Source organism: Flavicella sp. (genome assembly GCF_029238425.1).
Classification (GTDB): domain Bacteria; phylum Bacteroidota; class Bacteroidia; order Flavobacteriales; family Flavobacteriaceae; genus Flavicella.
The window spans coordinates 1-16,240 of record NZ_JAQWGB010000200.1 but is presented as its reverse complement, the minus strand read 5'-3'; the positions used below and the strand labels follow the sequence as shown (position 1 = coordinate 16,240).

Annotated in this window: 9 protein-coding genes and 1 pseudogene; 9 read left to right on the top strand and 1 reads right to left on the bottom strand. The window is 33.8% G+C overall.

Translation table 11 applies throughout. The features are described from left to right. The 8 genes and pseudogenes from P8H68_RS13690 to P8H68_RS13655 all read left to right on the top strand — a co-directional run. Positions 1-240: pseudogene (locus P8H68_RS13690) on the top strand (alpha-L-fucosidase C-terminal domain-containing protein); the annotation flags it as partial. Between the two features lie 66 nt (positions 241-306). Further along, on the top strand, positions 307-2,001 hold the full coding sequence (locus P8H68_RS13685) for a sulfatase-like hydrolase/transferase (RefSeq protein ID WP_300326370.1): 1,695 nt from the start codon (positions 307-309) through the stop codon (positions 1,999-2,001). A gap of 1 nt (position 2,002) precedes the next feature. Continuing rightward, positions 2,003-3,865, top strand: a complete 1,863-nt coding sequence (locus P8H68_RS13680; RefSeq protein WP_300326367.1) for a sulfatase-like hydrolase/transferase — start codon at positions 2,003-2,005, stop codon at positions 3,863-3,865. A 426-nt stretch (positions 3,866-4,291) separates the two neighbouring features. Further along, a complete protein-coding gene (locus P8H68_RS13675) occupies positions 4,292-5,899 on the top strand; it encodes a tetratricopeptide repeat protein (RefSeq protein WP_300326364.1) in 1,608 nt (535 codons plus the stop codon). Positions 5,900-6,243: 344 nt separating this feature from the next. Further along, positions 6,244-9,261, top strand: a complete 3,018-nt coding sequence (locus P8H68_RS13670) for a TonB-dependent receptor (RefSeq protein ID WP_300326361.1) — start codon at positions 6,244-6,246, stop codon at positions 9,259-9,261. A gap of 16 nt (positions 9,262-9,277) precedes the next feature. Beyond that, positions 9,278-11,077, top strand: coding sequence for a RagB/SusD family nutrient uptake outer membrane protein (locus P8H68_RS13665; protein WP_300326358.1), 1,800 nt, complete (start codon positions 9,278-9,280; stop codon positions 11,075-11,077). A 22-nt stretch (positions 11,078-11,099) separates the two neighbouring features. After that, positions 11,100-12,734, top strand: coding sequence for a hypothetical protein (locus tag P8H68_RS13660; RefSeq protein WP_300326355.1), 1,635 nt, complete (start codon positions 11,100-11,102; stop codon positions 12,732-12,734). 151 nt (positions 12,735-12,885) lie between these two features. Further along, positions 12,886-14,496 carry an AsmA family protein gene (locus tag P8H68_RS13655; RefSeq protein ID WP_300326352.1) on the top strand — a complete coding sequence of 537 codons (1,611 nt, stop codon included), beginning with the start codon at positions 12,886-12,888 and terminating at the stop codon, positions 14,494-14,496. A gap of 66 nt (positions 14,497-14,562) precedes the next feature. Here P8H68_RS13655 and P8H68_RS13650 read toward each other — a convergent pair whose 3' ends face one another. Beyond that, complete coding sequence (locus P8H68_RS13650) at positions 14,563-15,564, bottom strand: HAD family hydrolase (protein WP_300326350.1); 1,002 nt, start codon at positions 15,562-15,564, stop codon at positions 14,563-14,565. Between the two features lie 228 nt (positions 15,565-15,792). On the opposite strand from P8H68_RS13650, the gene P8H68_RS13645 reads away from it, so the two are divergent. Beyond that, positions 15,793-16,240: fasciclin domain-containing protein (locus tag P8H68_RS13645; protein WP_300326347.1), on the top strand; the 448-nt coding region annotated here is incomplete at its 3' end.

The window sequence follows — 16,240 nt, the reverse complement described above, 5'->3', positions numbered from 1 at the left end:
CCATCGGAAGAAATTATAATTAAAACCTTATCTACGGATATTGGAGTGTTGAATTCAAAAATTGAATCTGTTGAGTTGTTAGGAAGCAAAGAAAAATTACAATGGACTAGAGATGCTAGAGGATTGGTGATCAAAGCTCCTAAAAAGCTAAGTTCAAAATTTGCACATTCTTTTAAAATAAAAATGGAAGGATATAAAGAGACTGCTATTGGAGGTGCTGTAGATGCACATGTAGATTAATTAGAAACATACAACCCGCAATTTTAACTATTTGGAAGAATTGCGGGTTTTTTATACCCAAAAATCATGAGATGTATTTTATTTAAGTTGTTGTTTGTTAGTGTTTTGTGTGTTTCTGTTTCTATGGAAGCGCAAAAAAAGATGAAACCCAATATTATCCTTGTTTTAGCGGATGATATAAGTGCCAGAGAGTTGCCTATCTACAAATCCGATACGTGGAGTCCACCAAAGGGAGGAAATACTCAAGATAAAAAATATAGAGGAAAGACACCAGTTTTAAATAGATTGGCACAAGAAGGATTGTACGTAAAGACAGCTTGGGCGGCTGTTGTTTGTTCTCCAAGTAGAGCCATGATGATGACGGGAAGATATGCTCATTTACATAAGTGGTGGGGTAATAAAACAATTGGTAAATATTCTTCTCCGGAAGGCAAATTAGAGTCTTACCCTTTGTATGCGAGTTCAGAGTATACAATCGGTCATATTGCTAAGGCTGGTGGCTATGCAACTTTTTGGTCAGGGAAAACTCAAATGAGAAATAAAAGATTGGAGTTGTTCGGTTTTGATGAAGGTGTATTCACTCCTGGAGAGTCCAGTTTAGCCATGGAAAACCCATACACTGATTTTAAGGTGCAAACTAAAAAGGTAAATGGTAAAAAAGTTCAGTTAAATAACAATACAGGAAAGGAAGTGTCAACATATGATCAATCTAGTTGGTATTGGCAACCGCATGTAATGTTGATGAATCATCCTACGGCAAGCAAACAATTTGAATGGTGGCCTAATAACAAAAAGAGCAAGAAAGAGTTCGGTTTGCAGACATATGGTCCAGATGTTGAATTGGATTTTATTCTTGATTTTATGGAACGTAAGACCGCAGAAAAGAAGCCGTTTTTTGTGTATCATACTTCTCATCTCGGGCATGATGCCTTTGATTTTTTGAATCCAAATCAAAAGAACAAATGGCCTGGTACTCCAAAAGTGACTTATAAAAACGGAAAATATAAAAGAACAAATCCATGGATAACTGGTGAAAAAGGAGAATTTGACACCCATGGTACGGTTACTGAATCAGGGATTCACAACCATATAAATTATTTGGATTATCAAATGTCTTTGTATTTGAAAAAATTAAAGGAATTGAAAATAGAAGAAAATACGATTGTTATTTTTTGTGCAGATAATGGAACTAGTGGTTATGGTAAAAACAGTCCAGATTTACAGAAAGGAACTCATGTGCCATTTATAGTATATGCACCAGGTTTATACTTAACAAAAAAAGGAGAGCAAGATGTGCTTTTCAATATTGCTGATGTTTTACCAACGGTAGCAGAAATAGGCGGAGTGACCATTCCAAAAGGTTATGAAATTAATGGAGAATCATTTTGGTCATTTTTAACAACAGATAAAAAAGAGCATAGGGATTGGATTTATGGTTATAAGGATAATATGCAAATTATTAGAGGAACTAATTTGATGAAGGATGGTAGAAATAAATGGTATGATGTAAGTAAAACACCAGATGATTTGATAAGTTATAGGGAAATAAAAAATTGGAATAATGAATCAAAGAAATTCAAAACCGACAAGAAAACATTAGAGGCTATATTACCTAATTTTGATTTGTTTGATGTGGCTCAAAATGGACCTTTAACAGAAAAGGACAAAAAGAAATTGGTGAAAATAGAAGCTTTGAGGAAAGAAAAACTTGCGGCTATGAAGGAAAAGAAAAGAAAACAAAAGAAACAAAAATCTCATTGATATGAAAATTAACTTTAAAAACAGTACTATTTTTTTAATCTGTTTGACCTTCTTGAATTTCAAATTTAGTGAGGCTCAGGTAAACAAAAAGCCAAATGTTTTATGGATTGTTACTGATGATCAAAGAATGGATTCTAATGGGTATTTTAATGAAATAACCACAGGAAAGAAAGATAGTCCATTGGGATATGTTGAATCTCCCAATTTAGACGCCTTAGCAAAAGAGGGAACTGTTTTTACAAATTTTTACTGTAATTCACCAGCTTGCGCTCCCTCTAGAGGGAGTATCATAACAGGGAAATACCCACATCATTCTGGGATTTATGGTTTTGAAAAGACTCATAATCAAACGGATTTTTTCAATAAAACAATGCCTCAAGTTATGTCTGATCAAGGGTATCAGACTGCCATGTTTGGTAAAAAAGGCTATTATATTTTTAATTGGGAACCAAAGGCAGTAAGAGGAGAAACTAATTTTTACGAGCAGTTTGTTTCAAGCACTGAATTGAGGAAAAATAAAAATACAACTGATTGGGATAATCATACGGCATGGGGGCGTGTTAATGGGAAGTATACAAAATTGGGATCAAGTGTGAATTTTTATTATCCAAACGGAGAACATAAATCATTTCCAAGAGGGAAGGAATTATCAGCAAAAGAGAAAAACTCAAAACTGGAGATTGAGAAAGAATTGGATATTTTATACGCTTATACACGTAGCAACCCAGAGCTTATTATCGGAGGAGTGAATTCTATGCCAGGGGATAAAACCTTGGATGGTAATATTACACGTGAATTCCTAGACTATTTAAAATATAAAAATGGAACATATACTTCTCCTGTAGGAAAAAAAATGAAGGGAGTTAAAACGAGTCAACCTTTTTTTGTAAGTCTAAGTTATCATTTTCCTCATACACCTGTAATGCCGCCTAAAGAGTTTAGGGATCGATTTAAGGGGAAGGTTTATGACATACCAGAGTTTGATAAAAGGGAGGTGAAAAAACTGCCACCACAGCTCAAAAAGATTTATGAAAAAATGAAAATAGATGCCTTGACTTATGATGAAAAGCAACAAGCAATTAGAGATTATTATGCCTTTTGTGCTTATGGAGATGATCAAATAGGAAAAGCAATAGGTGCGTTTAAAGAATATTCAACTAAAAACAATCAAGAATTCTTGATACTTTATGTATGTGGAGATCATGGATGGCAATTGGGGGAGCAAGGGATTGAAGCTAAATTTTCACCTTGGGAATTGTCTAATCACACTACTGCGATTGTCGTATCATCAGAAGAGAAAAACTTTAAGGCAGGTGCGGTTTATTCTGAGTTTGCAGAATACGTAGATATCATGCCAACTGTAATTGCCGCAGGTGGGGCAGATGTATCAAAGGAAGAATTTGATTATTTAGATGGTTATGATTTGGCAGAGGTTTTAAAAAATAAAAAGTTAAAAAGGGACTACGTTTTAGGAGAATTCAATCATGTAGCAGGTCCAAGGGCATTTCTTAGAACCAAAGATTTTTCATTTTCAATGAGAAATAGAGAAAGTAATAGAAAAGCGAGTAATAAACAAAAACCTAATATAAATATTAAATGGGGATTGAATGCTCCGAGAAAAGACGTTGAAATGGCATTGTATGATTTGCGAAATGATCCAAAAGAAAGAAATAATGTTGCAAATGATAAGGGGTATGAGGAACTGGCAGATTGGTTGAGGGAAAAGTTAGGAAATATTACATTGGGAGATGGCAGAATAGAAAGTAATTGGACCCAGCAGAATGACTATAATATATCGGATTTTGCAGCTGGTGCTGATGATAAAATAATACAGATACCAAAAAAAATAATACCTGAATTATAAAAATAGTAAAAGCCCTTTCTAACCACAGAAAGGGCTTTTTTTAGTTCATATAGATTTTCTAATTATGTACTAATTTAATTTGAAATTCTTCATTGCTTACTCCTATATAAACTGCTGAACAATATTTAACCTAAAACTCGTAAGCAATATAATATCAATTCATTTTCCTATTTGCGTCAGAAAATTAGTTGTTAGATATCTTCCAAATTTAAATTCTTAAGGTCGGAAATCTGCGTTTTTAGACTTGATTAGAACTCATAAAAAAAAGAACAGAATCTGATTTAAACTAGACAAAATTTGAGGTTTAATGTCAACACCTTGGTAATGAGTTTTTTGTGTTATTTGTTGTTGTCTATGTTTTGTTACATCTTTTTTTTGATAACAAAACAATCTTTGTATTTTTGAGAGAGATGTTAATTTTGAAATATGAAGAAAGAGTTATTTTTTGTCTTGTTTTTGTTTTTTGTCAGTTTTTCTTTGATAAGCCAGTCATTAAAAAACAAGGATGAATTTTTTGTGAAAGCAGTTGAACTGAGGAATTCCAAAATGGATAGTACCGGTTTTTATTACGATAAAAGTTATGAGTACCAACAGCAAAATAAAGATACATTAGGTATGATTAGGGCGGTGTTTGCAAACGCCTATTTTCACAAACATATTGCAGATTATAGCGGTGCTTATGATTACTGTTGGAAAGGGTTGCATTTGGCAGAATCTTTTAATAATGATATTTGGATTGCTAGAATCAATCAAGAGTTGGGTGGTTTGTATAATATATACGGTAAACGTGACACTGCTTTGCGTCATTTGGATTTAGCAAGAGGTATTATGGTAAGGAATTATAAAAATCAAAAGGTACCCCATACCAACGTAAAGGCAATTTACCATGCTTATTTTAATGTCTATAGAAGTGCTGGTAAAGATGATTTGGCCGAAAAGTATTTAGATAGCAGTTATGCAATTCATAGATCTGTATATCCCAAAGCAAAAAATTACTTTTTGGAGGTCGAGACTGCCAGTATTCTTTTTAGAAAAGAGAAATATAAGGAAGCTTTGGAGATTATTGAGGAATTAAATTCCTTAAAAAATGAATATAACAAGCATTATAGCATTATAGCTTACTTTTTAAAAGGAAGGGCGTTAGAAAGTTTAGGAAGGTATGAAGAAAGTGAAAAAAGTTTTTTAACCTCTTTAGAACTAATTGAAAAGTTCAATAGTCATCATAATTATAAGAGCTTTAATTATATGCGATTGTCAGCGTTGGCGATTAATGATAACGATTTCAAGAAAGCTTATCATTATGCTAATAAAGCTAAGGTTTTGGATAGGGAAGATTATGGAGTTAATTTCGAGAAAAATGCACAATTTTTAAATATTAAAGATGCATATAGAATTGAAAAAGAACAACAGTTGTTAAAGTCTAAAGAGGATGAATTGATGATTTTGCAACAAGAATCAAGTATCAGTAAACTCAAACAGTTGGTCTTAATTGTAAGTTTGATTTTTATTGTATTGAGTGCATTTTTAATCATAAAAGGAATTCGTTTTAAGCACAAGGCAGAGAAACAAGCTTTGAAGGAAAAACAAAAAATTGAGTTAGAGTCAAAAAACAGTATTCTTGAAGTTAAAAATAAAGAACTTACTTTGTCTGCGCTTCAGTTGATTGAAAAAGAGGAGTTTGTTTCTGATATTGCTACCGAGTTAAAATTACCGAATGACAAGGTGGATGTTCAAAAGTTAAAAAATAAAGTAAAAACCCTTCAACGAGATCCAAATAATAATTGGGCCGAGTTTGAAGCTAGGTTTGTAGCTATAAATCAAGACTTCTATAAAAATTTAAAAGCTGAGTTTCCAGATTTAGGACCAACCGATTTAAAAGTGTGTGCCTTATTGAAATTAAATTTTTCAAGTAAAAAAATGGCCACTCTTTTAGGGATATCTGTAGAGAGTTCCCATTCTTCAAGGCATCGGGTCCGAAAGAAATTAGGCTTGGATAGAAATGTCAATTTGGTTGATTTTATAAATAAGTTTTGAGATAAAAACTTATTCATTCTTAAAAGGCACTAGACAATTGATTTGACTAGTGCCTTTTTGTTTTTGTGAGTTGTCTTTGTAAGAGTTTCATTGGTCAGTCCCTTGTTTGTAAGTGTTTTTTATGTCGCTGTTGAGTTTGTGTTTAGTTTTTTAACCTGTCATTTTGTCGATATCAAGTATTCATCAAGTCTAGTTTTTCTAAACTATGGAAAGAAATTATTTGATTTGTATGTCTAATTTAAACCAGAATAATTATGAAATTAAAATTTAGAAAGAAGAGTTTAACCAAGCCTAATATTAGGTTTCTTCTTTTCGGTGTTTTTGTGCTGACATGTTGTTTTAACATGAGTGCCCAAAGCCCAGTTGTAAAGGGGAATGTTACAAGTGAAGGGGAGCCGCTTCCCGGAGTAGGTATCATCGTAAAAGGAACATCAAGAGGAGCTACCTCCGATTTTGATGGTAATTTTGAATTAAAAGCCTCAGATGGTGAAGTTCTTGTATTTAGCTACATGGGATTTATCACTAAAGAGGTAAAAGCTACAACCGCAAAAGCTTTAAATGTAATACTTAAACAAGACGTATCAACTTTAGAAGAAGTCGTAGTAGTTGGTTACGGTACACAAAAGAAAAAGGAAATTACAGGAGCTGTTGTAAAAGTTGAAGCAGCTGCCATTGAAGTTTCGGCCACTGCCGATGTTGCTTCTGCGTTGCAAGGACAAATTGCAGGGGTAAACGTGCAAGCAAGTTCTGGAGATCCAGGTGCGGGTGCGAATATTATTATTCGTGGTTTGTCTTCAGTATATGGAAATAATACTCCGTTATACGTAGTAGATGGAATTCCTTATGAGGGAGATCCTAAATTAAGTGTAGAGGAAATTGAAAGTATTGATGTTTTAAAAGATGATGCATCTGCTGCGATTTATGGTACTAGGGGTGCCGCTGGGGTAATTTTGATTACTACTAAGAAAGGTGAAGAAGGAACGATGAAAATGTCATTTAGTACGTATTACGGGGTTCAGAGTATAACTTCTGGAGTTCCTTTATTAAACAATCAAGATAGATTGTATGTAGATTTTTTAAGTTCTACTGCCTTACAAGGTAAGACGTATGGAAATACTTGGACAAGAATGGAACCAAGTCCACACTCAATGACAAACAATACGAACTTGATTAACACTGTTGAAAATAATTATGCACCTATTAAGAATCATAGTATTCGTGTATCAGGTGGACAAAATGGTTTGGTTTATAGTTTTACAGGGAATTATTTTGATCAGGATGGTGTAATTATTAAGTCTGGATACAAACGTTTGAATTTAAGACAGAATACTCAATTTAAAAAGGGAAAATGGAATGTTTCTACGGTTGCTGGTTTCAGAACGGAAGATACAAAGCATGCACCTTGGGGATTGTTGCTAGATGCTAATAGTTACAACGCATCTCAACCTGAATTAACTGTGGATAGCAATGGTCTGGAGGATGCGGGGTCATCTGGAGGAAGTGAAGCTGAGAATTTAACTTTTTTAGGGAGAAAATTAATTCAAGAAGATGATAGTGAGGTAAATACGTTTGATGCGAATTTAAGAGTAGCTTACAGTTTTACAAAAGATTTGAAATTTACGGCTAGAGTTGGGGTTTTATACGCAAACGGAACTAGAATTACTGTTAATCCTGAGTATGTTGCTTATAATTATGAGGGGGAAGAAATTCCTACTGAAAGATCTAAGATTAGAAATACGGCATCTAGAAGAAAAAACTATTCTTTAGAGAATATTATCAATTACAACAAAAGAATTGGTAAACATCAATTTAAACTATTGGGGGTATATTCTAGAGAGTCATTTTTCTCTGCTCAATTTTTCGGTGAAAAGTTTGATATAGCAGATAATAACATTACTGTATTGAATGGAGCAACTAGTCCAGATGCAAATGCAGGTTCTGGAACTGGACAATGGAATCAGGATAAGACGAATACATTGATTGGTTATTTAGGACGTTTCCAATATAACTATGATGGCAAGTATTTGTTAAGTGCAAGTGTTAGACGCGATGGATCTTCAAGATTTCAAAAAGAACATTGGGGAACTTTTCCATCTATATCGTTAGGGTGGAATGTTGCTGAAGAAAATTTCTGGGCTCCGGTAAAAAGAACTGTTAACAGTTTTAAATTGAGAGCGAGTAGAGGTACTACTGGTAATCAGGGAATTGCTGATTATAGCTATTCACCGGTATTAGTTCTTGAAAATGATTATGTTTTTAACACAGGGTCTAATCAGAATTTAGAAAGTGGACTTATTCAACAAGCCTACGCAAACCCAGATGTAAAATGGGAGACTTCAACCTCTACCAATTTAGGGTTTGATATGAGTTTCTTTAGAAATGCCTTACAAGTGACGGGTGATTTTTATAAAGCGGATAAAAGAGACATGTTGTTTCCTTTTATTGTACCACCAAGTCAAGGAGTTGGATCGGGTACTGATGCCCAAGTGGTTTCTAATGTCGGAGATATGCAGAACAAAGGTACGGAGTTAGCAGTAAATTATACGCATAGAGGTAAAATGACGATCAAAACAGGATTGACTTATACTAGAAATGTGAATAAGATTACCAAAATGAGTGATACTAATAAAGAGGTTGCTTTAGCAAATAGTCAAGTGTCAAATGTTGGACAAGGAGAGGATTTAGTTTCCTTCTTGAAAGAAGGATATGTAGCTGGAGCATTTTTCTTAATTAAAACAGATGGTATCGTACAACCTGAGGATCTAGAAGACTATAAAAAAATTCAACCAACCGCACAAGCTGGAGATTTGAAATATATCGATGCAAATAACGATGGGGTTTTGGATATAAATGACAGACAGTTTGCTGGTAGTGGAACGCCAGATTATGAAATTGGATGGAACTTCAATGCAAACTACAAACATTTTGATTTCACAATGCAATGGTACGGATCATTTGGAGCTGAGATTTTAAATGGTAGTAAGGCTTATACGTATAAAAAACAGAATCATAGAGATCTGATTTATCAATGGAGTCCACAGAACCCTACCTCTAATATTCCCGTGAACAGAGGAGATTCTCATGAGAATTATAGAGGGCAAACTGATTTTTGGTTAGAAGATGGATCTTTTATTCGATTGAGAAATATAACGTTAGGATACACAATTCCTAAAAATGTGTTGAAAGAATCTGGAATTAGCAGATTACGTTTGTATACATCTGCTCAAAACCCAATTACAATTACAAAGTATACAGGTTATGATCCAGAGGTTGGGAATAATGGTTTGAGTACAAGAGGAATTGACAGAGGGACCTATCCTGTGAGTTCAGTTATAAGACTTGGTTTACAACTTGACTTTTAATCAAATAAAGAAAGACATGAAAAAAATAAATATAGATATAAAAATAAAAGATTTCTTTTCTAACATAACGAAAAGAAGTGCTCTTATTGGATGTTCAGTATTGTTAGTTGCCTTGACAGGTTGTAACGATGAGGAGTTTTTAGACCAGGCCAATCCGAATCAAATTTCAACGGATGTATTTTGGCAAACAGCAGAACATTTGGAAGGTGGATTGAATGCAGTTTATAATACTTTTAAGAGTACAAATTTAGTGAGTTTGGTGGAGGAATTGAATAGAAGTGATATTGCTTATGCAGGTTCATGGAGAGCTCGTCCAACAATGGTAAATACTTCATATTTGCAAACTTTTAACAATGCTTCAAATCCTGCTATTCAAAAATGGCAAGAGGGCTATAAAGGTGTGTTTAGAGCAAATCAAGTAATCGAAGCTGCGAATAGAATTATTCCTACATTATCAGGTGAAGACAAAATAAGAGCTGTTTTAGCTTTAGGTCAGGCAAGGTTGTTAAGAGGTTTTTTCTATTATAACTTATATAACTCTTATAACGGAGGTTCAATTCCTTTAATCACAGAGGTTGCAATGTCTCCTGATGATTTCTTTAAGGCTCCTAGCCCTGCGGATCAAGTGAGAGCATTTTATATTGCTGATTTTGAATATGCTGCAGAGGCTTTGAAAGATGCTAATTGGACAGGAGAGGATCTAGGTCGTGTTACAGCAGGTGCTGCCACTGCATTGTTAGGGAATAACTATTTAAATAATTCGGAATATGCAAAAGCGGCTGAAAAGTTCAAAAGTGTTATAGAAGATTTTGGTTATTCATTAATGCCAAATATTGGAAGTAACTTTACTACGATGGATGAGTTTAATTCTGAATCTATTTTAGAGGCGTCCTTTACAGTGGACTATAAGATGTCTGAGTTAGCTTGGTCATGGAAATTATTATCAAGTAATTTAGCATGGGCGTTCTCTCCTAACTGGTTAGCAACTATTCCATCTAACTGGTTAACGGTGCTGTATAGAAATGAGGTCAAGGATTTGTCTGATGATGCCAACCGATTAGAAGATGGTAGTTTCAGAAAATACAGTTTACGTACTTCTGCTTCTGTTGCTTTGGTAGATGATGTTGATTCACCATGGTATGGAGATTTACCAGGAACAACAGGGCCTTTTAATCAAGGGAATACAAGTTACTGGAGAAAACATACCAATTGGGATATCGTTGAAGCTGAAAAGGATATTTACCCTTCAACACCGAGATCTGGTGTAAACGAAAGATATATTCGCTTAGCTGGAGTAATGTTGAATTATGCTGAGTGCCTGGTAGAATTAGGTGACTTAGAAGAATCAATGAAGTATGTTAATAAGGTGAGAAGAAGATCAGCGGTACAATTGATTGGGCCAAATGGTTCAGGTGAATTTCCAGCCAATGATCATGATAATATTACATACACTCAAGATATGCTGAGAGAACATATCAGACATGTTGAAAAACCTTTAGAATTGGGAGGTGAAGGATTAGGAGAACGTAATATTGATTTGATAAGATGGGGAATTAAAAAAGAGCGTTTCCAAGAATTATCGAGTAGAAGATATGATGCTTTACATTATTATGATGCTGTAAATGATGCAGGTAATTCCATAACACGTTGGGCTTCTTTATTGGTTGAAGTTCCTGTTGATGATCCAGAGGTAGATCCTAATTTCACTGAGTTTCAGGAAGGAGCTGCTAATTATACAGAGGAGGCGCATGCATATTGGCCTATACCTAATACAGAATTGGTTACAAATCCTTTTATAGGAGATGAGACTGAATAATAAATAATAAATTTTGTTAAAAATGAAAAAAATATATCTAATATTATCTTTAGCAATGGCTACATTATTTGTAGCATGTAAAGATGAATCTTATGAGCAACCCAATACATTTTCGGATGTAGGGTTTTATACTGGTGGAGCGCGACAAAATGTATTGAGATCAACTGTTGGGAATTATATGTCTTTTATGGATTTATCCCAAGGAACAGTGGATCATACATGGACAATTCAAGAAGGTAACTTTTTTTTAGAAGGACCTATTGAAAGAAGAGATACCGTTTTTGAGCAGTTTATTATTAATAGAGGAGATACTGTTTCAAAGGAAGATGTTGTACATGTGTTGTTTTCTAACGGAGGATTTAATGAAGTTACTCTACATAATACTTTTCATGATTCTGTAGCGTTTAGAGGGAACAATGGAGTAGAAGATTATATTCTTCCGTCGGTAAAAGTTGGTGATCTTTGGGTTATTGATACTACTTTTGTAGTAGATGTTTATGAAGATATTGTACCTGAAATAGAAATTAGACAAGATGGGGCGTTAGTGTCTCATGAAAGCCCTTCAGATGTTATTACAGTGGAAGTTGGGGGGACTCTTGAGTTTACCGATTTAACGACTATTGGAAGGCCTACAAGTAGAGTTTGGACAGTTGCAGGAGAGCAAAGTTCAGAACAAGTATTTGAGACTGTCTTTAAAAAACTGGGAGTTCAAAATGCTCAAATTAATTTAACTAGAAGTGGTGAGTTTATCCCTGGAGGTAGTGCAAGGTATGTTGTGCCTGCGACTATAAATGTAGTTCCATCTTCAAAGCCATTCCAATTAACGGGAACAATTGCTGAACAAGAAGATGAGTCAATTCATATACCTTTTAATGGAGAATTTGCAGCATTTTCTGGAAAAGAAGCCTTTTTTCAAGCAAAAGTAAATGGAGATGACTTTGTTGTTGAATCTGTAGTGATTAATCCAGATGATGCTACAGAATTAATTCTGAAATTGGTAGAGCCAATTTATAGTACAGATGCTATATTGGTAAGCTTGTTAGATGGAAGCGGAATAACTTCAACTGATACTCGAGTTCCTGTTTCTTTTACAGAGGAACCAGTTACGATGTTTGAAAGAAACTTAATTACTGAAAATAGAAATAGTTTCGAAGAAGCTGGTGCAAAATGGCCGCTATTTACAGCTGCATGGGCAGCTAGTTTTGGTGGAAATCATGTTGGAGGTACAGCTGATTTTACAACTGATATGGCTACTGATGGAATTTATAGTATGAAATTATCAATGGTAGCAGGACAGAGATGTGCTGTAAGATCTGATTTTGAAACACCTGTTGAACCAGAAGCTGGAAAAACATATGTGTTTTCATATGATGTGTACATAGAATCTTCAAATGTTGCACCGTTAGATGTTAGCATGTGGTTCTTGGCCGAATGGAAAGAATTTGCTATTGGTATAGATGTTACAGATCCGGCGAATCAAGGTAAATGGATTACTAGGTCGTTTGAGGCTACTGGAGCAGAAATAGGAATTATATCAGCGATGTATTTCAGAATTAGATCTGTGAATCCTGATCCAAGTAATGCTGCAACTGGTACATCAGATTTCTCTGGTTATTTTGATAATTTTAGATTGATTGAAAAAGAAGAAAGACCTTAATAGGTTCAATCTTTTTAAAATTAAAGCCTTCAAGAAATTGAAGGCTTTTTTTGTTTTATTATAGTAGTGAGAGTTTTTGGACAACATAAAAATTAGCAGCATCTTTGTTTTGTAATTTGCAAGTAATCTTTTTTTTGATTTGAAGATTTAAATGAAGTATTTTAAAACTGTTTTTTTATTTTTAATAGGACTCTTATTAGTTCTTTTAACTAGTGTTTGGTTTCTTTTTCAATACAAAAAAGATTTACTCAAAGAGGAAATGTTGGCTATTGTAAACGATAATTTTGATGGAGAGATTAGTATCCAAGAGTTGTCGCTAGATTTGAGAACTTATTTTCCTAAGGTTGCTGTTTCTGCTGAAAATATTGCTTTTCAAAAAAACAAAAATAAAAAATCACAAATACCTGTGTTTTATGTAAAAAAAGCACATTTAGATATTGACATAAAAAAACTTTGGAATGATGGAGTGCTTCTTGTTGAACAAATAAAAATCGATCAAAGTGAATTAAACTTAATAGAAAAAGATTCAAAATGGAATATTGCTACTGGATTTCAAGTGGCTGAAAAAAAAGAGTCACCTATTTCTGAATCGTCGGATAATGCTGCTATTGAATTATTCTTAAAAAACATTGAAGCTAAGAGTTTTAAGTTAAATATCTTTATAGAGGGAGATTCTGTGGCCCAGAGATTTCGGTTTACAGATGTTCAAGGTGATCTGAAAATTAAGAACAATATTCTATCCGGTAAAGTAACATCGAATGAATCGTTACAGTTGCCTATTCTAAAAAAATATGATTTAGAAGAGTTTGAGTCCTCAACTATGAGAACTAATTTTTCCTTAGACCTTCTAAAGAAAGAACTTACTATTTCTTCAGGACAATTAGTTTTTGAAAAAGATACTTATGAGATTGATGGGAGTTATAATTATTATGGACCGCATAAGTTTAGTGTGAATTTTCTTGAGTTTTTAAATCAAGAAAATAAAGATGTGAGTTATGCAAAGGGGAGGTTGAGAGCTTCGTTAGAGCCCACAAAAAAACAGATTGCCATTAACTTTATAGCAAATGGGGTTGATATTGAAAAAACCTTAGAAGAATATCGTATTTACGATATGGCTAAAGGTATTGTGAATATGGAGCTTGATATTGACTTTAAAGGCGAGAGTTTTGGTGCGTTTATAGAAAAATCAACTGCTACCATGAATATTTATGGTAACAATTTGACACTTTATGGTATGCAATTAGATGAGCTTCTTCAAGATTACAAGAGAAGCCAGAATTTTAATTTGGTTGATATTGGTGCGTATGCTTTTGCGGGACCTTTTGGTGCGGTTGCGGTCAAAGGATCTAATTTCACGAAATTATTGTCAACAAAATATACGTCTAAAGATTCGACAAAAATTGAGGAAATAGTGTTGGATTTAAAATTAGAGAAAGGATTAGTGCACGCCAAGGACGTTGCCTTTTCTACTGAGTCGAATAGGTTGGCTTTGTTTGGTGGTTTTGATATTGTAAAAGATTCAATTTTGGGTTGTGAAATTGTTGTTTTGAGTGATGCTGCATGCCCCTTGCTAAGTCAAGAGTTTCACGGGTATTACAATAATATTGATATGCAAGAAGTAAAAGTAGTAAAGACGTTAATGGGATCCATTGTAAATTTATTTAATAAAATAATTTTTAAAAAATGCACCCCAGTTTATTTTGGAAAGGTGAAACATCCAGTTCCTGAAAATACCAATGCAATGCAAAAGGTGTTTAAATAGTTTTTTGCTAGGAAGCCTTCATTTTATAAGAGTTTGAAGAAAATAGCCATTTCGAGTTATAAACTGTTAGTTCTTTAATTCATAAGGATAAATAATCTTCCAATCATTTTTCATATCTATAACAGTCCATCCATCTTTATGTGCTTGATCTAGTCCTTTGTCTAGCCTTCCTATATGTGAGTCTCGGTCATAAGCCCACTCTCTTTCCGAATCGGTGTGATGTACATAAAGCATAAAACTTTTTAGTTTGTTAGAGGCAGTCCATTGCATCATTTGCAGATCTCCATCGGAATTACCAGATGCAAAAACGGGTTTTTTTCCAATTATTTTTTGAATATTCAATGGTTTTCCCTCTTTGTCGTCAATAAAATCTATTTCCGGTAAGCGTTTGATTGTTGCAGTACCATTTTTGTATTCAAATGCTGTTTTTATTCTTGTACCAAGTATTTGTTCAGCAGGAATACCGTAAATATCGGTCACAAAGGCACGCATGAAATCAACCCCTCCACCTGAGACTATATATGTTTTAAAATCATACTCTCTTAGGTATTCCATTAGTTCTAGCATTGGTTGATACACTAGTTTGTCATAGCTCACGTTTTTGGTTGGATGTTTGGCTGTAGCAATCCAATTTTTTACGATGTTGTCAAATTCATCAGTTGTAGATCCAGCATGGGTAGCCATTACCAACTCAATTAAGTTTTTCATGTCAATATGTTTCAAGGTCTCCAGATCATCCTCAAGTATTGCTTTATATGGTTGTTGAGCCTTCCATTCAGAGTGTTCAGCGGCTAGTTCTTTAATTCTATCAATCGCAAAATATAATTGAAAATACATTGGCTGTTCTGACCATAAGTTGCCATCATTATCAAATGTAGCGATACGTTTATCAATTGGGATGAAATTTTCACTTTGAGGGTTTGTTACATCCTCTACATAGGCTATAATGTTACTCTTAGATGTTACATCGTTCCATGATTTTAATGGAGTTGTTTTGGTTTTGGGGTTGCAGCTTGTTGCAAAGATGAATAGAATAGAAAATAAATTGAATGTCTTAAACAGGCTCATAGATTTTTTTTTATAAATGGATGTAGATGCTTTTTCAAAAAGAATTACAAGGTAAATATATATGTTCTAATCTTAAAACCCTGTGCTAATTATTTGGCATGTGTATTTCGTATTTGTTTTAAAACGAGGCTTTAATTTATTTTGTTTAACAAAAAAGTAAAACAAATAAACATAATTAGAAAAATAACTATATATTTGTCTAACTAAAACTTTAAAACATTAAACAAAATGAAAAACTTTTTAAGTAAAATTACCCCGATTGCTCTAATTATTATCCTTACACTAACAGCGTGTAATGATAACGACGATACAAATGAAATGATGGATATGGAGGATCAGCCTCAAACTATTGCTCAAATAGCAACAGCAGACGAAAACTTTTCTATTCTAGTAGACGCTTTAACCAGAACGGATCTAGTTGGAGTAGTAAGTGATGCAAGTGCAAATTTAACTGTGTTTGCTCCTACAAATGCTGCTTTTGCAGATTTATTGGCTGAGTTAAATATGTCAAGCTTAGATGAGGTAGAGACTGCTCTAACTACAGAAGGATTGAAAAACGTTTTATTGTATCATGTGTTAGGAGCAGAAGTTAAAAGTAGTAGCGTTTCTACTGGATATGTTGCTACTGCAACAGAGGATAAGTTAAGCTTTTATGTGAATACTTCAGATGGTGTGA

What these genes read in the sequence shown, in the direction of transcription:
- P8H68_RS13685 (WP_300326370.1), top strand. Translation starts at nt 307, where the DNA reads ATGAGATGTATTTTATTTAAGTTGTTGTTTGTTAGTGTTTTGTGTGTT.
- P8H68_RS13680 (WP_300326367.1), top strand. Translation starts at nt 2,003, where the DNA reads ATGAAAATTAACTTTAAAAACAGTACTATTTTTTTAATCTGTTTGACC.
- P8H68_RS13675 (WP_300326364.1), top strand. Translation starts at nt 4,292, where the DNA reads ATGAAGAAAGAGTTATTTTTTGTCTTGTTTTTGTTTTTTGTCAGTTTT.
- P8H68_RS13670 (WP_300326361.1), top strand. Translation starts at nt 6,244, where the DNA reads ATGAGTGCCCAAAGCCCAGTTGTAAAGGGGAATGTTACAAGTGAAGGG.
- P8H68_RS13665 (WP_300326358.1), top strand. Translation starts at nt 9,278, where the DNA reads ATGAAAAAAATAAATATAGATATAAAAATAAAAGATTTCTTTTCTAAC.
- P8H68_RS13660 (WP_300326355.1), top strand. Translation starts at nt 11,100, where the DNA reads ATGAAAAAAATATATCTAATATTATCTTTAGCAATGGCTACATTATTT.
- P8H68_RS13655 (WP_300326352.1), top strand. Translation starts at nt 12,886, where the DNA reads ATGAAGTATTTTAAAACTGTTTTTTTATTTTTAATAGGACTCTTATTA.
- P8H68_RS13650 (WP_300326350.1), bottom strand. Translation starts at nt 15,564, where the DNA reads ATGAGCCTGTTTAAGACATTCAATTTATTTTCTATTCTATTCATCTTT.